This window comes from Brevundimonas diminuta (genome assembly GCF_050310045.1).
In the GTDB taxonomy this organism is placed as follows: Bacteria; Pseudomonadota; Alphaproteobacteria; order Caulobacterales; family Caulobacteraceae; genus Brevundimonas; species Brevundimonas diminuta_F.
Genome location: NZ_CP190005.1, coordinates 3,022,375 through 3,043,713 on the forward strand (window position 1 = coordinate 3,022,375; position 21,339 = coordinate 3,043,713).

General features: G+C 67.4%; 24 protein-coding genes. 13 read left to right on the forward strand and 11 right to left on the reverse strand.

Translation table 11 applies throughout. From position 1 onward, the window contains the following. Positions 1-159 precede the first annotated feature (159 nt). A complete protein-coding gene (gene htpX / locus ACORJG_RS14495) occupies positions 160-1,140 on the reverse strand; it encodes a zinc metalloprotease HtpX (protein ID WP_427790086.1) in 981 nt (326 codons plus the stop codon). Between the two features lie 108 nt (positions 1,141-1,248). Between htpX and ACORJG_RS14500 the strand changes: the two genes are divergently transcribed. Beyond that, on the forward strand, positions 1,249-1,503 hold the full coding sequence (locus tag ACORJG_RS14500; protein WP_427790088.1) for a DUF1674 domain-containing protein: 255 nt from the start codon (positions 1,249-1,251) through the stop codon (positions 1,501-1,503). A 262-nt stretch (positions 1,504-1,765) separates the two neighbouring features. Beyond that, the gene (locus ACORJG_RS14505; protein ID WP_427790089.1) at positions 1,766-2,575 is read left to right on the forward strand and encodes a hypothetical protein; all 810 of its coding nucleotides are present in this window, start codon (positions 1,766-1,768) and stop codon (positions 2,573-2,575) included. A gap of 81 nt (positions 2,576-2,656) precedes the next feature. Here the strand turns inward: ACORJG_RS14505 and pyrF are convergent, their stop codons facing one another. Then, a complete protein-coding gene (gene pyrF, locus ACORJG_RS14510) occupies positions 2,657-3,391 on the reverse strand; it encodes an orotidine-5'-phosphate decarboxylase (RefSeq protein ID WP_427790091.1) in 735 nt (244 codons plus the stop codon). A gap of 97 nt (positions 3,392-3,488) precedes the next feature. Between pyrF and ACORJG_RS14515 the strand changes: the two genes are divergently transcribed. Together ACORJG_RS14515 and ACORJG_RS14520 are read left to right on the forward strand one after the other, a co-directional pair. Then, entirely contained in the window at positions 3,489-4,187 is a 699-nt protein-coding gene (locus tag ACORJG_RS14515) for a MarC family protein (protein WP_427790093.1), read from the forward strand. Between the two features lie 122 nt (positions 4,188-4,309). After that, entirely contained in the window at positions 4,310-4,534 is a 225-nt protein-coding gene (locus ACORJG_RS14520; protein WP_427790095.1) for an oxidoreductase, read from the forward strand. A gap of 69 nt (positions 4,535-4,603) precedes the next feature. Here the strand turns inward: ACORJG_RS14520 and ACORJG_RS14525 are convergent, their stop codons facing one another. From ACORJG_RS14525 to ftsY, 3 genes are all read right to left on the reverse strand, one after another. Further along, on the reverse strand, positions 4,604-5,287 hold the full coding sequence (locus ACORJG_RS14525) for a MarR family winged helix-turn-helix transcriptional regulator (RefSeq protein WP_427790097.1): 684 nt from the start codon (positions 5,285-5,287) through the stop codon (positions 4,604-4,606). 199 nt (positions 5,288-5,486) lie between these two features. After that, the gene (locus ACORJG_RS14530; RefSeq protein ID WP_427790099.1) at positions 5,487-6,131 is read right to left on the reverse strand and encodes an inner membrane-spanning protein YciB; all 645 of its coding nucleotides are present in this window, start codon (positions 6,129-6,131) and stop codon (positions 5,487-5,489) included. A 6-nt stretch (positions 6,132-6,137) separates the two neighbouring features. Continuing rightward, the gene (ftsY, locus tag ACORJG_RS14535) at positions 6,138-7,073 is read right to left on the reverse strand and encodes a signal recognition particle-docking protein FtsY (RefSeq protein WP_427790101.1); all 936 of its coding nucleotides are present in this window, start codon (positions 7,071-7,073) and stop codon (positions 6,138-6,140) included. Positions 7,074-7,251: 178 nt separating this feature from the next. Between ftsY and ACORJG_RS14540 the strand changes: the two genes are divergently transcribed. The 3 genes from ACORJG_RS14540 to ACORJG_RS14550 all read left to right on the forward strand — a co-directional run bounded on the left by ACORJG_RS14540 (position 7,252) and on the right by ACORJG_RS14550 (position 10,351). Further along, on the forward strand, positions 7,252-9,303 hold the full coding sequence (locus tag ACORJG_RS14540) for an NAD(+) synthase (RefSeq protein WP_427790103.1): 2,052 nt from the start codon (positions 7,252-7,254) through the stop codon (positions 9,301-9,303). A gap of 157 nt (positions 9,304-9,460) precedes the next feature. Beyond that, positions 9,461-10,063 (forward strand): DUF4168 domain-containing protein, encoded by a 603-nt coding sequence (locus tag ACORJG_RS14545; RefSeq protein ID WP_427790105.1) that lies wholly within the window; start codon positions 9,461-9,463, stop codon positions 10,061-10,063. A 63-nt stretch (positions 10,064-10,126) separates the two neighbouring features. After that, positions 10,127-10,351 (forward strand): alkylphosphonate utilization protein, encoded by a 225-nt coding sequence (locus tag ACORJG_RS14550; RefSeq protein ID WP_427790106.1) that lies wholly within the window; start codon positions 10,127-10,129, stop codon positions 10,349-10,351. A gap of 54 nt (positions 10,352-10,405) precedes the next feature. On the opposite strand, the gene ACORJG_RS14555 is transcribed toward ACORJG_RS14550, so the two are convergent. The 3 genes from ACORJG_RS14555 to ACORJG_RS14565 all read right to left on the reverse strand — a co-directional run bounded on the left by ACORJG_RS14555 (position 10,406) and on the right by ACORJG_RS14565 (position 12,977). Further along, positions 10,406-11,299 carry an alpha/beta fold hydrolase gene (locus tag ACORJG_RS14555; protein WP_427790108.1) on the reverse strand — a complete coding sequence of 298 codons (894 nt, stop codon included), beginning with the start codon at positions 11,297-11,299 and terminating at the stop codon, positions 10,406-10,408. A gap of 65 nt (positions 11,300-11,364) precedes the next feature. Beyond that, complete coding sequence (locus ACORJG_RS14560) at positions 11,365-11,871, reverse strand: D-glycero-alpha-D-manno-heptose-1,7-bisphosphate 7-phosphatase (RefSeq protein WP_427790110.1); 507 nt, start codon at positions 11,869-11,871, stop codon at positions 11,365-11,367. Next, positions 11,868-12,977 carry an AGE family epimerase/isomerase gene (locus ACORJG_RS14565; RefSeq protein WP_427790112.1) on the reverse strand — a complete coding sequence of 370 codons (1,110 nt, stop codon included), beginning with the start codon at positions 12,975-12,977 and terminating at the stop codon, positions 11,868-11,870. Before ACORJG_RS14565 ends, ACORJG_RS14560 begins: the two co-directional genes overlap by 4 nt. Before the next feature lie 199 nt (positions 12,978-13,176). On the opposite strand from ACORJG_RS14565, the gene ACORJG_RS14570 reads away from it, so the two are divergent. Together ACORJG_RS14570 and ACORJG_RS14575 are read left to right on the forward strand one after the other, a co-directional pair. Beyond that, the gene (locus ACORJG_RS14570) at positions 13,177-14,337 is read left to right on the forward strand and encodes a DegT/DnrJ/EryC1/StrS family aminotransferase (RefSeq protein ID WP_427790114.1); all 1,161 of its coding nucleotides are present in this window, start codon (positions 13,177-13,179) and stop codon (positions 14,335-14,337) included. A gap of 5 nt (positions 14,338-14,342) precedes the next feature. Continuing rightward, positions 14,343-15,272 (forward strand): Gfo/Idh/MocA family oxidoreductase, encoded by a 930-nt coding sequence (locus tag ACORJG_RS14575; RefSeq protein ID WP_427790116.1) that lies wholly within the window; start codon positions 14,343-14,345, stop codon positions 15,270-15,272. Positions 15,273-15,308: 36 nt separating this feature from the next. On the opposite strand, the gene ACORJG_RS14580 is transcribed toward ACORJG_RS14575, so the two are convergent. Further along, positions 15,309-15,764, reverse strand: a complete 456-nt coding sequence (locus ACORJG_RS14580) for a MaoC family dehydratase (protein WP_427790118.1) — start codon at positions 15,762-15,764, stop codon at positions 15,309-15,311. Positions 15,765-15,819: 55 nt separating this feature from the next. Continuing rightward, positions 15,820-16,794 carry a threonine ammonia-lyase gene (locus ACORJG_RS14585; protein WP_427790120.1) on the reverse strand — a complete coding sequence of 325 codons (975 nt, stop codon included), beginning with the start codon at positions 16,792-16,794 and terminating at the stop codon, positions 15,820-15,822. Between the two features lie 64 nt (positions 16,795-16,858). Between ACORJG_RS14585 and ACORJG_RS14590 the strand changes: the two genes are divergently transcribed. The 4 genes from ACORJG_RS14590 to ACORJG_RS14605 all read left to right on the forward strand — a co-directional run bounded on the left by ACORJG_RS14590 (position 16,859) and on the right by ACORJG_RS14605 (position 20,053). Then, positions 16,859-17,167 (forward strand): hypothetical protein, encoded by a 309-nt coding sequence (locus ACORJG_RS14590; RefSeq protein WP_427790122.1) that lies wholly within the window; start codon positions 16,859-16,861, stop codon positions 17,165-17,167. After that, a complete protein-coding gene (gene glpK / locus ACORJG_RS14595) occupies positions 17,164-18,684 on the forward strand; it encodes a glycerol kinase GlpK (RefSeq protein ID WP_427790124.1) in 1,521 nt (506 codons plus the stop codon). Before ACORJG_RS14590 ends, glpK begins: the two co-directional genes overlap by 4 nt. Positions 18,685-18,758: 74 nt before the next feature. Further along, the gene (locus tag ACORJG_RS14600) at positions 18,759-19,235 is read left to right on the forward strand and encodes an Rrf2 family transcriptional regulator (protein ID WP_427790126.1); all 477 of its coding nucleotides are present in this window, start codon (positions 18,759-18,761) and stop codon (positions 19,233-19,235) included. An 11-nt stretch (positions 19,236-19,246) separates the two neighbouring features. Beyond that, complete coding sequence (locus ACORJG_RS14605; protein WP_427793071.1) at positions 19,247-20,053, forward strand: SDR family NAD(P)-dependent oxidoreductase; 807 nt, start codon at positions 19,247-19,249, stop codon at positions 20,051-20,053. Between the two features lie 21 nt (positions 20,054-20,074). Here ACORJG_RS14605 and ACORJG_RS14610 read toward each other — a convergent pair whose 3' ends face one another. Beyond that, the gene (locus ACORJG_RS14610; RefSeq protein WP_427790128.1) at positions 20,075-21,337 is read right to left on the reverse strand and encodes a Glu/Leu/Phe/Val family dehydrogenase; all 1,263 of its coding nucleotides are present in this window, start codon (positions 21,335-21,337) and stop codon (positions 20,075-20,077) included. Between the last annotated feature and the right edge of the window lie 2 nt (positions 21,338-21,339).

Here is a 21,339-nt window from a genome sequence, read left to right on the forward strand (position 1 = left end):
ACCATTTTCGGTTCAGTCGAAATCGACTGAACCCAGAACAATGGTCCAGAATTATGCTTGGAGCGAATATCTGTGTTCAGTTGGACACTCGTCCAACTGAACCGATTTCGCTCTAGCGGCTTAAAGCCTCGCGCGCAAAGCCCCATCCTTGCGGAACGTTCAGCCCCACGGCCCGCGCGGCGGCGCGGCGGGCGCGTCATCAGTCGTCGGCACGCTGGTTCCACGGAACGAGGCGGCAGGCGCAGGCGCGACGAAGGCCGCCGCCGGACGCACGTGACCGCCCATGCCCATCTTGGCGCCCAGCTCCATCAGGGCGCGAACGCGGTTGCCCGTGGCCGGGTGGGTCGAGAACAGATTGTCCGCCCCCTTCCCGTTCAGCGGGTTGATGATGAACATATGGGCCGTGGCCGGATTGCGCTCGGCCGGAGCGTTCACCGCGCCGCGCGCATAGGCCTCGATCTTCTGCAGAGCCGAGGCCAGGGCCTGCGGATCATTGGCGATCTCGGCGCCGACGCGGTCGGCCTCGTATTCGCGGGCGCGGCTGATGGCCATCTGCACCAGACCCGCCGCCATCGGCGCCAGCAGCATCAGGGCGATGGTCCCGATCATGCCGCCGGGCCGTTCACGGTCGTTGCCGCCGAAGAACATGGCGAAGTTGGCCAGCATGGCGATGGCGCCCGCCACCGTCGCCGTGACCGTCATGGTCAGGGTGTCGCGGTTCTTCACATGGGCCAGTTCATGCGCCATCACGCCGCGGATCTCCTCGCGCGTCAGCATGTCCAGCAGGCCCGTCGTCGCCGCCACGGCCGCGTTCTGGGGATTGCGTCCCGTCGCGAAGGCGTTGGGCTGATCGTTCGGGATGATGGTGATGTTGGGCAGGGGCAGCCCCGCGTCCTGCGCCATCTGCTTCACATCGGCGACATAGGCGCGCACCACGGCGTTGGGATGCGTCTCGTCCACCGGCTCGGCGCGATACATCTTCAGGACGATCTTGTCCGCGTTCCAATAGCTGAAGACATTCATGCCCGCCGCCACGACCAGGGCGATGGCCATGCCGCTGGCGCCGCCGATCAGATAGCCGATCCCCATGAACAGGGCGGTCATCACGGCCAGCAGGGCGAATGTCTTCAGGTGGTTCATGCGGCGCTTTGGACGAAGGTTTCGGACGATAGCGGGTCAGAGGGGTGGCGTGTTCTGCCGGAACGTCTATTTGAGGCTCTGTATCCCCGCTCTCAAGGCAGGCGACCTGTGACCGAACAGCCCACCCCCCCGATCGAACATCCGGTCGAAACCTCCTCCGAGGCCGCCTTCAATACCGACGTGCCTCACGCCACGCCCGAGCGCCCATTGAACGATGTCGCCCGCCGCGCCCTTCTGGAAGCCGCCGAGCGCCGCGCCGCCGAAGACGCCGCCCCCCTCGCCAATGAGGTCGGCGGTCGCAAGGGGCCCGAGCCCACCCGCTTCGGCGACTGGGAGAAAAAGGGCATCGCGGTAGATTTCTAAGACTCTACCGCTCGCCGCGCCTTTCCTCCCCATGCCATGGGGAGGGGGACTGCGTACCTCCCCATGCCATGGGGAGGGGGACTGCGTAGCGGTGGAGGGGTTTGCAACGGCAGAACCCGACCGCCCCTCCGTCACGACGCATATCCGCCGCCCCTCTCCACTCACATCGTAGGAAAGCCCCTCGGTTCCCTTGAGGGGAGAATAATGAACGCTCCGGCGATATCCGCATTAACCTTTGCGGCTGAATACAGGGAGCATGGCCATGAAGGCTCTATTCTACGCCGCCGCCGGCGCGGCGATCCTCATCGCCGGGGCCGCCGAGGCCCGTCAGGCTGACGCCCGCTACAACGCCGCCGCCCATGCGCGCGGCCCCGTGGTCCAGAGCCGCGCCCAGACCTGGTACAGCGACACCGGCTGGCAGGGCGGCTACGGCCCGATCGAAAGCTACGGTTATGGTTACGGCTACGGCGGCGCGGGCGTGCGCCCGCCAGTCGTGGTTGCTCCGTCGCAGCCGCCGATCCAGCACGGCGGTCAGGCCTATTCAGGCGTCACCCGCTCCATGCCATTCGGTTATCCGGTCGACGGCTACGGCCGCTATCCGTGGGCGCGCTACGGCTATGGCGGCTACGGCGGCCAATACAGCGGCGGCCAGTATGAAGGTGGCCAGCAGGGCTACTACCAGCAAAGCTATTATCAGGGCGGATACGCCGCCCCGGCCCAGCAGTATCGCGGCGAGCCGATCTACGTCAGCCAGCCGCCGGTCTACGTCTCGCAACCGCCCGTCTATGTCGAGACGCCGCCCATCTATGTGCAGCCCGCGCCGGTCTACGTCGAACCGGCCCGTGTCCATGTCGCGCCGCCGCCGGTCCATGTGGCCGCCGCCGACGTGCGCGTCGCCCCGGCTCAGGTCGATGTCGCCCGCCCCAGCGTCCACGTCGAGCCGCCGCGCGTCGAAACCGCCCCGCCGGTCGTGAACTTCGAACAGGGCTATTACGCCGTGCCTCCGGCGCCCGCCGCCCCGCCCTCGCCCACCGAGCGGCCCTACCGTCAGGAACGCGGCGAACGCGGCTGATACGAAAAAGGGCGGCGTCCGCAGACGCCGCCCTTTCTTGTTTCACGTGAAGCAGATTCCTTGCGGATCAGCGGCTTGCCTTCAGATCAGGCCGATTTCCTCGGTAATCGCCTGAGCCGCCGCGCGCGGATCGGCCACAGCGGTGATCGGGCGGCCGATGACCAGATGGGTCGCCCCCGCCTCAAGCGCGCTGGCCGGGGTCGCGGCGCGGGCCTGATCGTCCATGGCCGCGCCCGCAGGCCGCACGCCCGGCGTCACGATCAGAAAGTCCTTATGCCCCGCCGCCACGGCGATCTCACGCGCACGGCCCGCCTCATGCGGGCTGGAGACGACGCCGTGGATGCCGGCCTCCAGCGCCTGACGCACCCGCTGCTCCACCAGTTCCGCCGCAGACAGGCTGTGATCGTCCGCCCTCAGATCACCCTCGGTCAGGCTGGTCAGGACGGTGACGCCCAGAATCTTCAGATCCGATCCCGCCGCGCCGCGCGCCGCCGCCGCCATCACCTGCGGCCGGGCGTGAACGGTCAGCAGGTCGCACCCCGCGTTGGCCAGCACCGCCGTCGCCTTCTCCACCGTCGCGCCGATGTCGTGCAGCTTCCAGTCCAGAAACACCTGGGCGCCCGACGCCTTCAGCTCACGCGCCAGACCCATGCCGTCCGAGGCGAACAGCTGCAGCCCGACCTTGTAGAAGCCGACCGCATCGCCGATCCGCTCGACCAGGGCGCGCGCCTCATCGGTGGTCGGCACGTCGAGGGCGCAGATCACGCGCGGGTCAAAGGGGCGGTTGGGGCGGTCGGTAGGGCGATCGGGGGACATTTCCGGCTCTCGGCGGCTTGCAGGCGCGCGCGGATGCCCCGATAGGTGGGACAGGGAGTCGCAGTCGCGCGGCGGGTTTTCAGGGCAAGGTGCAGCAATGAACGCGGTCGATCTGGGGGTCAACCTGTTCGTGGCGCTGTTCGCCCTGCTGGACCCCATCGGCAATGTGCCGATCTTCGCAGCGGCCACGGCGGGCGCCTCCCTGCGCCAGCGCATCACCGTATCGGCCATGATCTGCGCCTTCGCGGCGGTCTTCCTCGGCTTCTTCTTCTTCACGGGCCTCGGCCTGCTGCAGTTCTTCGGCATTTCGCTGGCCGCCTTCCGCATCGCGGGCGGCATCCTGCTGCTGCTGCTGGGTCTGGACATGGCGCGCGAGGACTTCCTGAAGATCTTCGCCGACGCCGACGCCGCGACCGACGCCCAGGACGTGCGCGGCTACGCCAAGCGCCGGTTCAAGCGTCTGATCGTGCCCTTCGCCATTCCCCTGATGATCGGCCCCGGCGCCATCTCTGCCATCATCATCCAGTCCGGCGAGGCGCAGAAACTGGGCTTTTCCGGCACGGTCGCCTCACTGGTCGCCATGGGCGCGGCCTGCGTCGTGACCTTTCTGTGCTTCTCGGCCACCGGCCCGATCAGCCGCCTGCTGGGCGACGTCGGCATGGCCATCGTGGTGCGCGTTCTGGGCCTGATACTGTGCGCCCTGGCGATCCAGTTCATCCTGATGGGTCTGGGCGAGGCCCTGCCGGGCATGTTCAGCGCGGGCGTCACCACCCCCTACCCTTCCGGCGGCCATTAGACCCCCGCAGCGCCGCAAGGGTAAGCGTCCGCTCGATCTTCTTCAAAGCGTCGTCTTTCCCGCGATCGCCTGTCATCATCTCCGGGCAAGGAGGCCGCGCCTGAACGCCGGGAGCGCGCCCCATGGATGTCTTCTACTGCCTGGTCCACACGCCCGAGGCGATTACGCCTGAGCTGTGCGTCTTGCCCGGCGTCACGGAATGTGAAGCTGTGCGTGGTCTGAACGACGTGGCGCGTGAGTGGCCTCGCCTGGAACGCATTGACCTCTATCGCGGCAATCACGAAGTCCGCAGCTTCGCCCCTGCAGACCTGATACCGAACAGGCAAGCCCGTCGACTGGCCGCCTGAGCTGTCGGCCCCAACGTTCATTCGGGCTCGCACCCCATTAGTGTGTTGTTGGAAACGCCCCCTTGGGCGTCAGCTTTGCGACTTATCAAAAGACGAAGCGGTCTCCGTGCCGGCATGATTTACGTCCGACGTTGCGGTCGAGAGTTCGCCCGTCAGGACGACCTCAGCGACAGTCTTCTTCTTTTTCTTGCCGCGACTGCCTGTTTTGCCGTCGCCCTTGCGCGCAGCCTTTTCAGCCTTCCTGGCGTCCTTGGCGGCCTTTTTCGCCGCCTTGATCTCGGCGCGGGCCTGTTCGGGGGCGGCGTCGGCGGCGTCGGACAGGCTGCACAACAGATCCAGGAAACTGTCGCGCTTGGACTTGGGGAGCAGGCCCATGATGCGCTTGTCGGCAGCCTCGACGCGCGGACGGGCGACGATCAGGGCGGCCTCGCCCTCGGGCGACAGGCGCACGGCCTTGGCGCGGGCGTCCAGCGTCGAGCGTTCTCGCTCCAGCAGGCCCTTGGTCGTCATGCGCGCCACCAGATCGGCCAGGGTCGAGCGGTCGATGCCGGTGGCCTTGACCAGATCGGTCTGAGTCAGGCCGGAGCGGGCGGCCACGGCCTCCAGCACGGCGAACTGGCGCTGGGTCAGGCCGTCCGGCCCGGCCTCCTCGGCGTAGATGTCCAGCGCCAACTGTAAGGCGCGGTGCATCAGGTGGCTGGGCGATTCCGCCAGTCCGCCCTTGATCTTCGCCTGCTTGCCCGACTTGATCATTGTCTTCGTTCCCGAACCAGCCCGATTACCGGCCGTGGCCGGATGATGCTGCAACAGCTAACAGCCCCCCTTAACGCTTTGACGACGTTAAGGCTGACGGTTTGAAGACATTTAGTTAGTGGGCCTACCGGGCTTCGCCCTACTTGAGGCCCGATAGGCGGGACCTCTGCAAGGTCGCGCTATGCGCCACTCCTCTGGATCAGAGACCCGTGTCGGGCGAGATGGGGCCGGGCTCTTCGTCCTTGATCATATTCTTCATGATCAAGGGCACCTGCGACAGGCCGAAGACGGAGGCGGCGATCCACAGCACGCCACGGAACGCGGTCCAGACGCCGTTCGGGTCAGGCGTGCCGAGGTTCAGGGCCGACCAGATGGCGGTGACGGCGGTCGGGCTGCGGAACACCTCATTGGCGATGGCGACGGCCAGAAAATAGAGGCCGTACCGGAAGGTCAGCTTGCGCCAGGCTTCATCCGTCACCTTGAGCGCGGAGCCCAGCAGGGCCTTGAACGGCGACTTGCCCAGCGGCAGCGAGCCCAGCAGGACGGCGGCGAGCAGGCCGTTCTGCACCGTCAGCTTCAGCTTCACGAACAGGTCGTCGTCGGTGACGATGGTCAGGACGCCGAACACCAGGGCGAAGCCGCCGGTGATCAGCGGCATGGGCGCCAGGCGCCGCTCAAGCATGAAGCCGACAGCCAGGGCGATCATCGAGGCGATGACCAGAACCCAGGTCGCCTTGATCATGTCGCGGGTGATGAAATAGGCGGCCATGAAAGCGACCAGGGCGCCGAAATCGACGGCCTGGCGAATCCACTGCGGGCGCTTGGTTTTGGTCGCTTCACTCATAGGCAATCAGTCCTCAAGCCCGACCAGCGATCGGGAAAACGCGCGCGCGTCGAACGGTTGAAGGTCCTCGACCCCTTCGCCGACGCCGATCAGCTTGATCGGGGCGTCTGAGGCCTGCGCCACCGGCACCAGGACGCCGCCGCGCGCGGTGCCGTCCAGCTTGGTCATCACCACGCCCGAGACATAGGCGGTGCGGCCGAAAATCTTTTCCTGCTCCAGCGCATTGCGGCCGACGGTGGCGTCCAGCACCAGCAGGGTTTCGTGCGGGGCGTCAGGGTCGACCTTCTTCAACACGCGCACGATCTTCAGCAGTTCGTCCATCAGGGTCGACTTGTTCTGCAACCGCCCGGCGGTGTCGATCAGCACGACGTCGAAGCCTTCTTCCTTGGCCTTGGTGAAGGCGTCGAAGGCCAACCCTGCGGCGTCGGCGCCGTCGCGGCGGCTTTCGAAATGGGCGCCGGCGCGGTCAGCCCAGACCTTGAGCTGTTCGCGGGCGGCGGCGCGGAAGGTGTCGCCGGCGACGATCATCACCTTGGCGCCCTTGCCCGTCAGGTCCGAGGCGATCTTGCCCAGCGTCGTCGTCTTGCCCGAGCCGTTCACGCCGACGAACAGGACGACATAGGGTTTCGGTCCCGACAGCGGGTCGAAGGTCGCCTGACGCGGCGTCAGTTCGGCGGCGACGGCCTCGGCCAGCGCCTCCTTGACCTCGCGTTCGTCGGAGGTCTTGCCGAAGCGAAGGGCGCGGAACCGCTCGACGATGCGGGCCGAGGCGGCGGGGCCCAGATCGCTCTCGATCAGATGCTCTTCCAGCCGCTCCAGCGCCTCTTCGGACAGAGGCTCCTTCACAAAGGTCGAGACGACCTGATCGGTCATCTGTTTCGAAGACCGGGACAGGCCCGCGCTCAGTCGCTGAAACCAGCCTTTTTTGGGCGTATCGCTCATGGGGTGAGCCTTAGCCGAGAGCGGTTCGCAGGTCACTATAAACCGCTCATCCCGGCAGACGCCGGGATCCAGTGCTTTGGCTTCATCGCGCAACCCTATATTGATCAGAAAGGCTGCAAGGTCTGTGCCTGTAGCTCTCACTGGGTCCCGGCGTCCGCCGGGATGAGCGGAAAGATTGATGGCGAAGTCCAAGACGCATTCCTTCCACGCCCCGAGCAGCCACGGCTTCGTGCGCGTCGCCGCCGCGACGCCTGTGGTCCATATCGCCGACCCGGCCGCCAACGCCGAAGAGCATGAGCGGTTGATCCATCAGGCGGGCGAGAAGGGCGTGGACCTGCTGGTCTTCCCCGAACTGTCGTTGAGCGCCTACGCCATCGACGACCTGCATATGCAGGCGGCCCTGCTGGAAGAGGTCGAGCGCCAGATCGCGCGGCTGTCCGAGGTCGCGGACGCGGCAGGCGTCATCGCCGTGATCGGCGCGCCGATCCGCAACGGCGACGCCCTGTTCAACTGCGCCGTCGTGCTGGGGGGCGGCGAGGTGCTGGGCGTGGTCCCCAAGACCTATCTGCCCAACTATCGCGAATACTATGAGAAGCGCTGGTTCGCCTCCGCCGCCAGCCGCAGCGAGGACGTCGTCGTCCTGAACGGCGAGCGCGTCGATTTCGCGCCGGGCCTGATCTTCGAGGCGACCAACCGACCCGGCTTCGTCTTCGCGGTGGAGATCTGCGAGGACTTCTGGGCGCCGCAGCCGCCGTCGACGCGGGCGGCGCTCGCAGGCGCGCGCATCCTGTGCAACCTGTCAGCTTCCAACATCGTCATCGGCAAGGCCGACGAGCGCGCCCTGCTGTGCGCCAGCCAGTCGGCGCGCACCCTGTCGGCCTATGTCTTCGCCGCCTCGGGCTGGGGCGAGAGCACGACCGATCTGGCGTGGGATGGTCAGGCGACCATTCATGAACTGGGCGCGCGGCTGGCCGAGGGCGAGCGCTTCGCCCTGCACAGTCATCTGACGATCGCCGACGTGGACGTGGACCGCATCGGGCTGGACCGTCTGCGCAACGGCACCTTCGCCGACTGCGCCCGGCTGGAAGGCGAGGCCGCGACCGTGGTTCCATTCGAGTCGGGAGAGGGGCCGGGCGACGCCCTGATCCGTCCGCTGGACCGTTTCCCCTTCGTGCCGGACGACGCCGCGCGTCTGGATCAGGACTGTTTCGAGGCCTTCAACATTCAGGTTCAGGGCCTGATGCGGCGGATGACCGCAACGGGGGCGAAGACCCTGGTGATCGGCGTCTCGGGCGGGCTGGATTCGACGCAGGCGCTGCTGGTCGCCTGTCGCGCCTTTGACCGGCTGGAGCTGCCGCGCACCGGCATTCTGGCCTTCACCATGCCGGGGTTCGCCACTTCGGACGGGACGAAGTCGAACGCTTGGGCATTGATGGATGCGGTGGGCGTCACCGGCGCCGAGATCGACATCCGTCCCGCCGCCGAACAGATGCTGCGCGACATCGGCCATCCGTTCGCGGACGGACAGCCGGTGCATGATGTGACGTTCGAGAATGTGCAGGCGGGTCTGCGCACCGACTATCTGTTCCGACTGGCCAATCAGAACAATGGGTTCGTTCTGGGCACCGGCGACCTGTCGGAACTGGCGCTGGGGTGGTGCACCTATGGCGTCGGCGACCACATGAGCCACTACAACGTCAACGGCGGCGTGGCGAAGACCCTTATCCAGCACCTGATCCGTTGGGTGGCCGAGCGGGGTCTGGTGGGCGAGGCGGCGGCGCCGACGTTGGCCGCCATTCTGGCCACGGAGATCTCGCCCGAACTGGTGCCGGCGGGCGCCGACGGGGCGATCCAGTCGACGCAGTCCATCGTCGGTCCCTATGCGCTGAACGACTTCTTCCTGTTCTACATCAGCCGGTTCGGTCTGAAGCCGTCCAAGGTCGCCTATCTGGCCCATCAGGCCTGGGGCGATGCGACGAGGGAAAGCTGGCCGCACGGTCTGCCGCAGGCGGAGCGCGTCGCCTATGACCTGCCGACCATCAAGGGTTGGTTGCGGAAGTTCCTAATCCGCTTCTTCCAGACCAGCCAGTTCAAGCGCTCGGCCGTGCCGAACGGGCCGAAGGTGGTCACGGGCGGGTCGCTGTCGCCGCGCGGCGACTGGCGCGCGCCGTCGGATTCCTCGGCGCGGGCGTGGCTGGACGAACTGGACGCCAATACCCCTGAAGGTTGAAAGCGCCGCTGCGGGGTTTACCCGCCTGCATGACGCGGGTTAGCGTTTCGACCTCCCCGCCCTCTGTGAGACTGACATAGCCCGGTCGTGCGGGAGAGCCCGGACCAGTCCGGGTCAGCCTTGGGGCTGAGCGTTCGGGACTGAAGAAGGATACGCCATGCGCTTTGCAACGGCCGCCGCCCCGACCGCCATTCTGGCCGCCCTGTTCCTGACCGCTGCGCCCGCCATGGCGCAGGACGCGCCCCCTCCGCCCGCCGCTGCGCCCGTCGCAGCCGGTGAACCGACCGACGCCGAACTGGCCCAGTTCGCCGCCGCCATGAAGACGGTCCAGAGCGTGGCCGCCGCCGTCCAGAACGGCGCCCCGACCGAAGACCAGCAGGCCCAGATGTCGGCCGCCGTCCAGAACTCCGGTCTGGCCATCGAACGCTTCAACGCCATCTCCACCGCCGTCTCGGCCGATCCGGTGCTGCAGGCCCGCGCCGCCGTCGCGGGCGCCACGCCGTCGGCGCCGGGTTCGGTCGGCGCCAGCGTCACCGACGCCGAGGCCGCCCAGTTCGCCGCCGCCATGTCTGAAATCTCGGGCATCGCCCGCGCTCTGGGCGGCGCCCAGCCGAACGAGGAGCAGCAGGCTCAGATGGCCGCCGCCATCGAGAACTCTGGCCTCGATATCGAGCGTTTCAACGCCATTTCCGGCGCCACGGCCGAGGATGAGCACCTTCGTGCGCGCATCGGCCTTGCTCAGGCGCGCCGGGGGGCATAGGCCTTATGAGGAAGGGCCGTCGCGGATGCGGCGGCCCTGTCTCTATTTTATGCAGGACCGATCATGAGCGACGACGTCACCAAGGACACCAACGGCAACATCCTGTCGGACGGCGACAGCGTGACCCTGATCAAAGATCTGAAGGTCAAGGGCTCGGGCGGGGTGACGCTGAAGCGCGGAACCCTGGTCAAGAACATCCGCCTGACCGGCGATCCCGAAGAAATCGAAGCCAATGTCGAAAAGGTGCGCGGCCTGGTCCTGCGCACGGAGTTCGTGAAGAAGGCCTGATTTAAGAAGGCCTACCGCGCTTCGCGCTATTTGAGGCTCGGTTGGCGTGGCGTCTCACCCCACGCCCGCCAGAAACTCGAAAATGGCCGCGCGCGCCTCGGGCTCGTCCAGCATGGGCGCGTGGCCTATGCCGGGAACCTCGGCATAGGACATGGCGGGCGCGGCCTTCTTCATCCTGTCGACGATGGCCGGGCTGAGCAGGTCCGAGGTTCCGCCCCGCACCACCAGCGTCGGCTTCCTGCGCGCCAGCGCCCGAAACGCGGGCCACAGATTGGGGACCAGGGCCTTTGACCCGGCCGCCTTGATCGGGGCCGAGATGTCGGGGTCGTAGTCCAGCACCGGCGCGCCCTCAGTCCCTTCGCGGAAGATGCGGCGGGCGAAGGCGATCCAGTCGGCGTCCGTATAGTCGGGAAAGGCCGTTTCATTGATCCGCCGGGCGTAGGCCGCAGCATCGTCCCAGCTGTCGATCACGACGGGCTGGCCGGTATAGGCGGCGATGCGGGTCAGGCCCTCGACGGCGACCTCGGGACCGACGTCGTTTAGGATGGCGGCGGCGATGGCCTTGGGCTTGATGCCTGTCAGCGCCAGGGTGATCAGCCCGCCCATGGAGGTGCCGAGGAAGATCGCCTTGTCGATCCCCAGTTGCTCCATCAGGGCCACGACATCCTTTGCATAGACGTCCGGCGTATAGGTCATGGGATCGGGCGCCCGATCCGATTGGCCGCGCCCGCGCACGTCGACGGCCAGAACGCGGCGGCCGCTGTGGGCGATCAGTCCGGCGATGACGCCGAAATCAGCGCTGTTGCGCGTCAGACCGTGGATGGCGATGACGGGCAGGCGCGCCGGACCCTCGGCCGGGGCGTAGTCGCGGGCGTAGAGGCTGAGGCCGTCCGGCGAGGTCCAGCGCCGCTCGACAAAGCGGTCGGCCAGCGGGGTGGTCATCGTCATGGGGGCGTCTCCGGGCAGTCAGTCTTGCTCGGGAGAAGGTTAATTCATCGCATGGGGAATAGCGATCAGGCGGAGAGCAGATCGCGGATGAATTGATCGAGATCGCCCTCGGTGAAGCGATGGCCCGCCACGCCCGCGCGCCGCGCCGCCTCCATGTCCGACGGCTGGTCGCCGATCATCAGCGAGCGCGGCAGGTCCAGATCATGCTCGGCCGCGGCCCGCAGCAACATGCCGGGATTGGGCTTGCGATCCGGATGATCCGGGTGGCGATAGCGCTCATCCGCCGCCTCGGAATGGAAGGGACAGGCGTAGACGGCGTCGATGCGCCCGTCGCCCTCGGCCAGCCGCTCGATCAGCAGGCGGTTGAAGTCGTGCATGGTCTCTTCGCTGAACATGCCGCGCGCCACGCCGGACTGGTTGGTGACGATGACCGTCACATAGCCTGCGTCGTTCAGCCGTTTCACCGCCTCGGCCGCGCCGGGGATCAGCACCAGCTGGTCAGGCCGGTGCGGATAGCCGCAGTCGACGATCAGCACGCCGTCACGGTCGAGGAAGGCGGCAGGGGGGCTCATGAAGGCTCCGTCAGCAGGGCCGAAAAGGCCGTCATCAGGTGGTAGAAGGTCGAGGCGGGAACGGCTGCATCCTGCGGCTGGCCGTCGACGTCGAAGGCGTCGAACCACAGGCCGGGAATGTCGGTGGCCAGATGCGTTTTGAACAGGCGGTCGACCAGTCGGACCGCCCTGTCCTGATCACCGCGCAGATGCAGGGCGCGCAACAGTTCCGTCTGGGCCCACAGGCGCACGCCGCCGTCGCGAATCTGGCCGATCCGGCTGATCTCACGCACGGCCAGACCATCGGCGCGGACCCCGCAGGTCAAGGCGCTGGTATAAAGCGCCCGCGCCGCCGCGTCGTGATCCGGCAGGCCGATACGCTTCGCCCGGTCCAGCAGCCAGACCCATTCCATGTGGTGGCCGGGTTCTATGCACTGGCCCTCAGAGCCGGGCCGCACGCGCCAGTCGCGCTCATAGAACTCGCCCAGCATCAGATGCTCGCGGTCGAAGAAATGTCGGCTGAACAGGTCCAGAATCGAACGGGCCGCCGTCTCGAACGCGGAATCCGGCGCCGCCGCCTGCCAGGCCAGCAACGCCTCCAGCATATGCATGTGCGGGTTCTGGCGGCGAGGCAGGACGGGCGGCAGGGCCTCCTGCCAGCCGCCATGCTCCCGGTCGGCCATCTGCGTCTGGATGACGGCCAGGGTCTCAAGCGCCAGAGGTCGCGCCCGTTCATCGTTCAGCACCCGATGCGCCCCGGCCAGGGCGAACAGGACGAAGGCCAGATCATACAGGTCAGGCGTGGCGTCGATGACCGCGCCTGCATCATCCGTGGCCCGCGCCCACAGGCCGTCGTCGCGACGGGCGCCGTCGATCATGGCGTCCAGTCCGGCGCGAGCGATCGCCTCGCCCTCGCTCCAGCCCAACGCCGAGGCTTCGGTAAATACATGGATCTGGCGCGCCTGAACCCGTGTCCGACGCGGGACGCCCGTGACGGCCCGTCCATCGAAATCCAGCTTCTCAAAGAAACGTCCGTCGGCGTCGACGCCGGCTCTGGCCCACAGCGGCAGGGCCTGGCCGAACAGCCAGTCGCGAACCTGTTTCTTGGCGGCGGGATCGAAGCGCATGACCCCGGCTTAGGCGGCGTCCATGTCTTTGCCAAGCCGCCCTTTCGTTGCATCGCGCAACGCGAAGTGACCCCGGGGGGTTTGTTCAGCACCCCGCCGCTTTGGTAGGACGCAGACTGATACAGACGACCCGCCTTCGCGTCCGCGCCCCAGAAGACGACCCGCGCCGCGCAGACCCTATCGAGAGAGCGACATCGCAATGACCATCCCCTTCATCGACCTTCAGGCCCAGCGCCTGCGCCTCGGCGGCAAGATAGAGGCCGCCGTTCAGGAAGCCGTCGTCGGCGGCGCCTGGGTCATGGGCCCGCAGGTGCGCCAGTTCGAGGCCGACCTGGCCGCCTTCGGCAAGGCCAAGCACGCCCTGGGCTGCGCCAACGGCACCGACGCCCTGGCCCTGCCGCTGATGGCCTGGGGGATCGGGCGCGGCGACGCCGTCTTCGTGCCCAGCTTCACCTTCGCCGCCACGGCCGAGGTCGTGCCCTGGTTCGACGCCGAACCGGTCTTCGTCGACGTGGACGAAAACACCTACAACATGGACCCGGCCGCGCTGGAGCGCGCCATCGAAGGCATCAAGGCCGAGGGCCGTCTGAAGCCGCGCGTGGTCATCTCCGTCGACCTGTTCGGCCAGCCCGCCGACTATCCGGCCATCAAGGAGATCTGCGACAGGCACGGCCTGAAGCTGATCTCGGATTCGGCGCAGGGTTTCGGCTGCACCATCAACGGCGAACACCCGCTGAAATGGGCTGATGTGACCACCACCAGCTTCTTCCCGGCCAAGCCGCTGGGCTGCTACGGCGACGGCGGGGCGGTGCTGACGAATGACGACGACCTCGCCCAGTTGATGGATTCCATCCGCGTTCACGGCAAGGCGGTCGGCGTCGATCTGAAGGACCGCACCTTCGACCACGACCCCAAATATCTGAACATGCGCATCGGCCTGAACAGCCGTCTGGACACCATTCAGGCCGCTGTTCTGATCGAGAAGCTGAAGGTCTTCGGCCAGGAGATCGAGTGGCGCAACGCCGCCGCCGCCCGCTACAGCGAGGGCCTGCGCCCACACGTCGCCAAGGTTCCGGACGTCCCGGCAGGTAACGTCTCCAACTGGGCGCAGTACACGGTCGAGCATTTGGATCGCGATGGTCTGGCCGCGCACCTGAAGGATCAGGGCGTGCCGACGGCGGTCTATTATCCGATCCCGCTGCACCTGCAGCCCGCCTATGAGCACTATCCGCGCGGCGCGGGCGGCCTGCCTGTCACCGAGCGGCTGAAGGACGTGGTCGTCAGCCTGCCGATGCACGCCGATCTGGATGCGCAGACGCAGGACCGCATCATCGCCGCCGTCGCCAGCTTCAAGGCCTGATCCCCATGCACCAGCAGACCCCCCTCAAGATCGGCGTCGCGGGCGCCGGCGTCATGGGCCGCAACCACGCCCGCGTTCTGGCCGAACTGCGCGATGTCGAGCTGACGACCGTCTTTGATCCTGACGCCGTGACGGCCGAGGGCGTGGCCGCCGCCTATGGAGCGACCGCCGTGACGACCGCCGAGGCCTTCGTCGCCGCCGGTCTGGACGCCGCCGTCATCGCCACGCCGAACCGCTATCATGCCGAACTGGGCGTGGCCCTGCTGAACGCGGGCGTCCATGTGCTGGTGGAAAAGCCGATTGCGGCCACCCTCGCCGATGCTCAGGCCATGATCGACGCGGCCAAGGCGAATGAGCGCGTGCTGATGGTCGGCCACGTCGAGCGCTTCAACCCGGCGGTCGAGACGGTCAAGCGCGCCATCGACGGCGATGAGATCATCTCCATTCAGATCACCCGCGTCGGCCCCTTCCCGCCGCGCATGGGCGAGGTCGGGGTGGTCATCGACCTGGCCGTGCACGACATCGACATCATCCGCCATCTGACGGGGTCGGAGATGACCGAGGTCCAGTCCCTGCTGGGCCACACCCACGCCTCGCGCGAGGACTCGGCCCTGCTGCAGTTCCGCATGGACAATGGGGTGATCGCCCACATCACCACCAACTGGGTCACGCCCTACAAGACCCGCGTCCTGCAGGTGGCGACCAAGAGCCGCTTCATCGTCGCCGATCTGATCACCCGCCAGGTGACGGAATTCTTCGGCCAGCAGCCGGACGGCTCATACTCCACGCGGATGCTGAACGCCTGGCCCGCCGAGCCGCTGAAGAAGGAGCACGAAGCCTTCATCCACGCCATCCGCACCGGCGAGACGGCGGCGGTCAGCGGCGAAGACGGCCTGCGCAATCTGGAAGTGGCGCTGAGGTGTCTGGGCGAATAGGCGCCTATTCGCTTTCGCTCGGATGAGCGGCGAGGTTTAGGCCTTCACCACCTGCATCGTCAGCCATTCGGCGATCAGGGCGGGCTTGTCGCCGCCTTCGATCTCGACGGTCAGCTCGTGCTTCAGCAGCCACCGGCCGCCCCCCTTGTCCTCGGCCGACAACAGCTTGAAGCGGCCGCGCACGCGTGATCCCGACGGCGCCGGGGCGAGGAAGCGCAGCCGGTCGAAGCCGTAGTTCACCCCCATGACCAGATCATCCAGCGGAGCGACTGCATCCATGCTCATCGCCGAAGCGAGGCTGAGGGTCAGGAAGCCGTGCGCAATGGTCCCGCCGAAGGGCGAGACCTTGGCGCGCTCAGGGTCGACGTGGATGAACTGCTCGTCCTCGGTCAGTCCGGCGAAGGCGTCTATGCGCGCCTGATCCAGCGCGAACCAGCGGCTGACGCCGACCTCCTGATCGATCAGGGACTGTAGTTCGCTGGCCTTGGTCATATGACATCCTCCCGTTTACGCCAGCCTTGCGCGCGGAGGGGGCGGAAGCAAGGGTCTACCCTTCGAACCGCCCCTCGATGATCGCGCTGAACAGGCCGGGATCGACGTTGCCGCCCGACAGGACGATGCCGGTGGTCAGCCCCTTCGCCTCGACCTTGCCGGACAGCAGCGCCGCCAGCGACACGGCGCCGCCCGGCTCGATGACCAGCTTCAGCCAGCGGAAGGCGAAGCGCATGGCCTCGGCGACTTCGGCGTCGGTCACGATTGCAGCGCCCGCCAGACGCCGGTTGATCGGCCAGGTCAGTTCGCCCGGCATGGGCGCCATCAGGGCGTCGCAGATGGACGGCGCCCCTTGCGGATGGGCGGTGCGCTGGCCTGCCTCCAGCGAGCGGCGGGTGTCGTCGAAGGCGTCGGGCTCGACCACGATGACGCGGGTCGCGGGGCTTTGTTCGGCCATGACCAGATTGATCCCGGCGATCAGCCCGCCGCCCGAGGCGCCGCACAGCAGCTGGTCCATCGGCGCCCCCGCCTGTTCCAGCATCTCCAGCCCGACCGTGCCCTGGCCCTCGATGATGAAGGGATCGTCGAACGGCGGGACCAGCACCGAGCCCCGTTCGGCCGCGATCTCGGCGCCGATGGCTTCGCGGCTCTCGGTCCAGCGATCGTAGAAGCGCACTTCGCCGCCGAAGGCGCGGACGCCCTCGACCTTCACCGCCGGGCTGTCGGACGGCATGACGATCAGGGCGGGCGTCCCGACAGCCTGGGCCGCCGCCGCCACCCCCTGCGCGTGGTTGCCGGAGGAATAGGCTACGACGCCGCGCGTCTTCTCTTCGTCGGTCAGGCGGCTGATGCGGTTATAGGCGCCGCGGAACTTGAAGGCGCCCGCGACCTGAAACGTTTCCGCCTTCATCAGGACACGGCCGCCGACGGCCTCGTTCAGGGCCGGATGTTCGATCAGCGGCGTGCGGACGGCGGCGGAGGCGATCTGGCGGGCGGCGTCGACGACGCCTGAGAAGGAGGGCGTATGCATGAGAAATCGATACCTTCATCTGTCGGCTTGTCGAGTTCCTATGCGCCACGCAGGATACGGTCTCATGAATCCCTATTTGCTTATTGACGCGCAACTGGACCGTCAGGCCGCTGCAAAGGGCTGGGTCATGTTCAAGGAATGGGCGAACGCTCCCGCCCGATTCTTCTATATTCCGGGGCATGAGCGTCATGACTGTTTTCAGGTCTCGATTGCGCCTCCTGTCATGGACGCCCTTGTCGTGACCGCTTGCTCTGTAGACACGAATGACGATCAGAGCTTCGAGCGGGTCTGGCGGGGCGGAATTGATGAACTCGACAGCCTTCTGGCCTTGGCCATCGATCAGATCGAAATCTGGAAAAGCCGCGTCTCATGAACCGTCTCATCCTCGCCATTGATCAGGGCACCACCTCGACGCGGGCGATTGCGTTTGAAGTCTCGTCTGAGGGGGCGTTCAACGCCGTTGCGGTCAGCCAGATTGATCTGGCGCAGCATTTCCCGCAGTCGGGCTGGGTCGAGCATGACGCCGCCGAGATCTGGCGCGCGACCCTTCAGACCTGTCGCGAGGTGGCGCGCAAGGCGGGCGGCGTCGGCCGTTTCGTCGCCATCGGCATCACCAACCAGCGCGAGACCTCGGTGATCTGGGACGCGGCGACAGGCGAGCCTCTGCATCGCGCCATCGTCTGGCAGGACCGGCGCACGGCTGAGGCGACGGGCAAGCTGGCGGCGCAGGGGCATGAGGCGAGGGTGCAGGCGGCGACGGGCCTGATCCTCGATCCCTATTTTTCGGCCTCGAAATACGCCTGGCTGCTGGACGCTGTGCCCGGCGCGCGCGAACGGGCGGCGCGAGGCGAGGTGAAGCTGGGCACGATCGACGCCTGGCTGATCTGGAAGCTGACCGGCGGCCAAAGCCACGTCACCGACGCCACCAACGCCAGCCGCACCAGCCTGATGGATCTGACGACGCGCGCGTGGCGGCCGGACCTGTGCGACCTGTTCGGCGTGCCGATTGAGGCCCTGCCGGAAATCCGCGACTGCGACGCCCTGCTGGGGAACGCGGACCCGTCGCTGCTGGGGCGCGCCCTGCCCATTCACGGCTCGGCGGGGGATCAGCACGCGGCGCTGGTCGGGCATGGGGCTCTGACGGCGGGAGACGCCAAGATCACCTATGGCACCGGCGCCTTTCTGGTGGCCAATGTCGGGGCGGCGCCCGTGGCCTCGACCTCGCGCCTGCTGGGCACGCTGGGCTATGCAGCGGGAGGTGAAGCCGCCTATGCACTGGAGGGCTCCATCTTCTCGGCCGGGTCGGCGATCCAGTGGCTGCGCGACGGGCTGAAGGTGCTGTCGGACTCGCGCCAGTCCGAGGCCGTGGCCCAGTCGCTGACGGAAAATGGCGGGGTCTATCTGGTCCCCGGCTTCACCGGCCTGGGCGCGCCCTGGTGGGAGCCGGAGGCGCGCGGAACCATCGTCGGCCTGACCCGCGACAGCGGCCCGGCGCACATGGTCCGCGCCGCGCTGGAGAGCCTGGCCTATCAGACCCGCGACCTGCTGGACGCCCTGACGAAGGACGGGGCGCCGCCGCTGAAACGGCTCAAGGTCGACGGCGGCGTCACCGCCAACGCCTTCGCCATGCAGTTCATCGCCGACATCTGCGAAGTCGAGGTGGAGCGCCCCGCTTTTCAGGAGATGACCGCCATGGGCGCGGCGCGGCTGGCGGCCTTTGGCGTCGGCCTGACGGACGAACTGTGGACCGCGCCTGCGGAATCGCCCGCCGTCTGGAAACCGCGCATGGATGAGGCGCACAGGGCGCGGTTGCTGAAAGGTTGGCGCGGCGCCGTTCGGGCCGCCGTCGCCGCCGCCCGGCCGGAAGAAGAGACCCTCGACACCATATAAAACAGTTTTTGTTGCGGATGGATTTGTTAAACGTGAGCGGAAGGCCTACCTATCGGTCTGGAGCATGAACCCAGATGTCTGACAGCCAACGTTTCCCCGTCGCCGCCCACGCCCTGGCCTATCTGGCCCACAAGGGCGCCTATTCGGCGACCGAGGCCGAGCCGAGCGCCGTTCTGGCCGCCTCGGTGCCGACCAATCCGGTGGTGATCCGCCGGGTGACCGCCCTGCTGGCCAAGGCCGGGCTGATCGCCACGCGGCCGGGCGCCTCGGGCGGGTCGTGGCTGCTGCGGCGGCCCGAGGACATCTGTCTGGACGAGGTGCTGAAGGCGGTGAACGGCTGCGCACACCTGGGCTCGCCGCCTGCGGGGGCCAAGGGCTGCCCGGTCGGCGAACACATTCCGCGTCAGGTGGCCAAGGCCCTGACCGCAGCGGATCAGGCGGCGGGCGCGGCCCTGTCGAAGATCACCATCGCCGATCTTCTGGCTGAAGATCCCGAGGTGCTGCGTCCCTATGCGCCGCACCCCTGCTGCCCCAACGCCGACGCGGCCTGACGGTGGCGGCTTTGGGGGGAGCGCGCCGCACCATATTGATCACCGGCGCCTCGGCGGGCATCGGCGCGGCGCTGGCCCGCGTCTGCGCCGCGCGAGGATACGATCTGATCCTGACCGCCCGGCGCGAATGCCCGCTTACGGCCTTGGCTGAGGAATTGTCCGCCGCCCACGGCGTCGTCGCGACCGTCATTTCCGCCGATCTGGCCGAGCCTGACGCGCCCGCACGTCTTGTCGAGGCGATTGCGGTGCGGGGCCTGAACGTCGACGGCCTGATCAACAATGCAGGCTTCAGCCGCACGACCGGGTTTCTGACCACCGATCCGGCCGACCACGCCGCCATGATCCGCGTCATGCTGAACGCGCCGGTCGAGCTGTCGCGCCTGCTGCTGCCCGGCATGGTCGCACGCGACTGGGGCCGGGTGCTGAACGTGGCTTCTCTGGCCGGACAGATGCCCGCGACCGGCGGCGACACCCTTTACGGCCCGATCAAGAGCTTCCTGATCAAGGCGTCGCAGGGCCTCTGGCTGGAGACGCGCGGGACGGGCGTGCACGTCACCGCCCTGTGCCCCGGCTACACCTACACCGAGTTCCACGACGTCAACGGCTCACGCGATCAGGTCTCGGCCGCCTATCCGAAGTGGATGTGGATGGACGCCGACCGCGTCGCCCGCATCGGCTGGGACGCGGTCGAGGCGAACCGCCCGCGCGTGACGCCGGGCTTCGCCAACACTGTGCTGGCGGCGCTGGGCGGCCTTTTGCCCGACACGCTCGCACTGAAGATGGTTGGCGGTCACGCCAGGCGATTGGACCGCCTGTAGACGCAGCCGCCCTGCCCGCTCCTAGCTGGTGAAGAACTGCTGGGTGCCATGCGCCTCGATGGCCGCAGCCAGGCGACCCAGCGCGTGGATATAGGCCGCCGTGCGCAGGGTGACGCCCTTGTCCTCGGCGATGGACCAGACGGCGTCGCCCTCGGTTTCGATGATGGTCTTAAGGCGCGACTGTACCTCGTCCAGCGTCCAGTAATAGCCCTGACGGTTCTGGACCCACTCGAAATAGGACACCGTCACCCCGCCCGCATTGGCGAGAATGTCAGGCAGGACCACCACGCCCTTGTCGGCCAGGATGCGGTCGCCTTCGGGCGTGATCGGGCCATTGGCCAGTTCCAGCACGACCCGGGCCTGCACTGAGGCGGCATTGCCGTCGTGGATCATGTCCTCCATCGCCGAAGGCGCAAGGACGTCGCACTCGACGGCGATCAGGTCTTCAGGCGAAATGGTCTTGCCGCCGTGTTCAGCCTGAACCACCGATTGCCCCGCCGCCTTGGCCGCCAGAAGAGCGTCAAGGTCCAGCCCCGCGGCGGCGTAGACCGCTCCGCCCGAGTCCGACACGGCGACGATCTTGGCCCCGATGCTGCGGAACAGGCGCGCCACATGCTGGCCCGCATTGCCGAAGCCTTGCACCGCCACGCGCAGGCCTTCGGTGGGCAGACCCAGCCGTTCGGTCAGGTGACAGGTCAGGTAGAAACCGCCGCGCGCCGTCGCATCCTCGCGCCCGACCGAACCGCCCAGCGCGATCGGCTTGCCGGTAATCACGGCGGGGGCCGCCTCGCCCTGGATGGAGGCGTATTCATCGGCCATCCAGCCCATGATCATGGCGTTGGTGTAGACATCGGGCGCCGGGATGTCGCGATCCGGGCCGATGATGCCCGCGAAAGCCTGGACATAGGCGCGCGACAGCCGCTCCAGCTCGGCCTTGGACAGGCTCTTGGGATCGACCTGAACCGCCCCCTTGCCGCCGCCGTAGGGCAGGTTGGTCACGGCGCACTTCACCGTCATCCAGAAGGCCAGGGTCTCGACTTCTTCCACCGTGGAGTCGGGATGGAAACGGATGCCGCCCTTGGTCGGGCCGCGTGTGTCGTCATAGCGGCAGCGCCACGCCAGGAAGGATTTGCGCGACCCGTCGTCCATGCGGATCAGCAACCGAACCTTCATCGTCTCGCGCGGGTATTTCAGTTTCTCCAGCACATCGCTGTCGATCTGAACATGGCGGGCCGCCTCATCAAGGCGCGTCAAAGCCGAGTCGAGAATGTTCGGGTTGGGCATTA

Excerpts from the sequence above, each read along its gene's own strand:
- htpX (WP_427790086.1), bottom strand. The coding sequence starts at position 1,140 with ATGAACCACCTGAAGACATTCGCCCTGCTGGCCGTGATGACCGCCCTG.
- ACORJG_RS14505 (WP_427790089.1), top strand. The coding sequence starts at position 1,766 with ATGAAGGCTCTATTCTACGCCGCCGCCGGCGCGGCGATCCTCATCGCC.
- pyrF (WP_427790091.1), bottom strand. The coding sequence starts at position 3,391 with ATGTCCCCCGATCGCCCTACCGACCGCCCCAACCGCCCCTTTGACCCG.
- ACORJG_RS14515 (WP_427790093.1), top strand. The coding sequence starts at position 3,489 with ATGAACGCGGTCGATCTGGGGGTCAACCTGTTCGTGGCGCTGTTCGCC.
- ACORJG_RS14520 (WP_427790095.1), top strand. The coding sequence starts at position 4,310 with ATGGATGTCTTCTACTGCCTGGTCCACACGCCCGAGGCGATTACGCCT.
- ACORJG_RS14525 (WP_427790097.1), bottom strand. The coding sequence starts at position 5,287 with ATGATCAAGTCGGGCAAGCAGGCGAAGATCAAGGGCGGACTGGCGGAA.
- ACORJG_RS14530 (WP_427790099.1), bottom strand. The coding sequence starts at position 6,131 with ATGAGTGAAGCGACCAAAACCAAGCGCCCGCAGTGGATTCGCCAGGCC.
- ftsY (WP_427790101.1), bottom strand. The coding sequence starts at position 7,073 with ATGAGCGATACGCCCAAAAAAGGCTGGTTTCAGCGACTGAGCGCGGGC.
- ACORJG_RS14540 (WP_427790103.1), top strand. The coding sequence starts at position 7,252 with ATGGCGAAGTCCAAGACGCATTCCTTCCACGCCCCGAGCAGCCACGGC.
- ACORJG_RS14545 (WP_427790105.1), top strand. The coding sequence starts at position 9,461 with ATGCGCTTTGCAACGGCCGCCGCCCCGACCGCCATTCTGGCCGCCCTG.
- ACORJG_RS14550 (WP_427790106.1), top strand. The coding sequence starts at position 10,127 with ATGAGCGACGACGTCACCAAGGACACCAACGGCAACATCCTGTCGGAC.
- ACORJG_RS14555 (WP_427790108.1), bottom strand. The coding sequence starts at position 11,299 with ATGACGATGACCACCCCGCTGGCCGACCGCTTTGTCGAGCGGCGCTGG.
- ACORJG_RS14560 (WP_427790110.1), bottom strand. The coding sequence starts at position 11,871 with ATGAGCCCCCCTGCCGCCTTCCTCGACCGTGACGGCGTGCTGATCGTC.
- ACORJG_RS14565 (WP_427790112.1), bottom strand. The coding sequence starts at position 12,977 with ATGCGCTTCGATCCCGCCGCCAAGAAACAGGTTCGCGACTGGCTGTTC.
- ACORJG_RS14570 (WP_427790114.1), top strand. The coding sequence starts at position 13,177 with ATGACCATCCCCTTCATCGACCTTCAGGCCCAGCGCCTGCGCCTCGGC.
- ACORJG_RS14575 (WP_427790116.1), top strand. The coding sequence starts at position 14,343 with ATGCACCAGCAGACCCCCCTCAAGATCGGCGTCGCGGGCGCCGGCGTC.
- ACORJG_RS14580 (WP_427790118.1), bottom strand. The coding sequence starts at position 15,764 with ATGACCAAGGCCAGCGAACTACAGTCCCTGATCGATCAGGAGGTCGGC.
- ACORJG_RS14585 (WP_427790120.1), bottom strand. The coding sequence starts at position 16,794 with ATGCATACGCCCTCCTTCTCAGGCGTCGTCGACGCCGCCCGCCAGATC.
- ACORJG_RS14590 (WP_427790122.1), top strand. The coding sequence starts at position 16,859 with ATGAATCCCTATTTGCTTATTGACGCGCAACTGGACCGTCAGGCCGCT.
- glpK (WP_427790124.1), top strand. The coding sequence starts at position 17,164 with ATGAACCGTCTCATCCTCGCCATTGATCAGGGCACCACCTCGACGCGG.
- ACORJG_RS14600 (WP_427790126.1), top strand. The coding sequence starts at position 18,759 with ATGTCTGACAGCCAACGTTTCCCCGTCGCCGCCCACGCCCTGGCCTAT.
- ACORJG_RS14610 (WP_427790128.1), bottom strand. The coding sequence starts at position 21,337 with ATGCCCAACCCGAACATTCTCGACTCGGCTTTGACGCGCCTTGATGAG.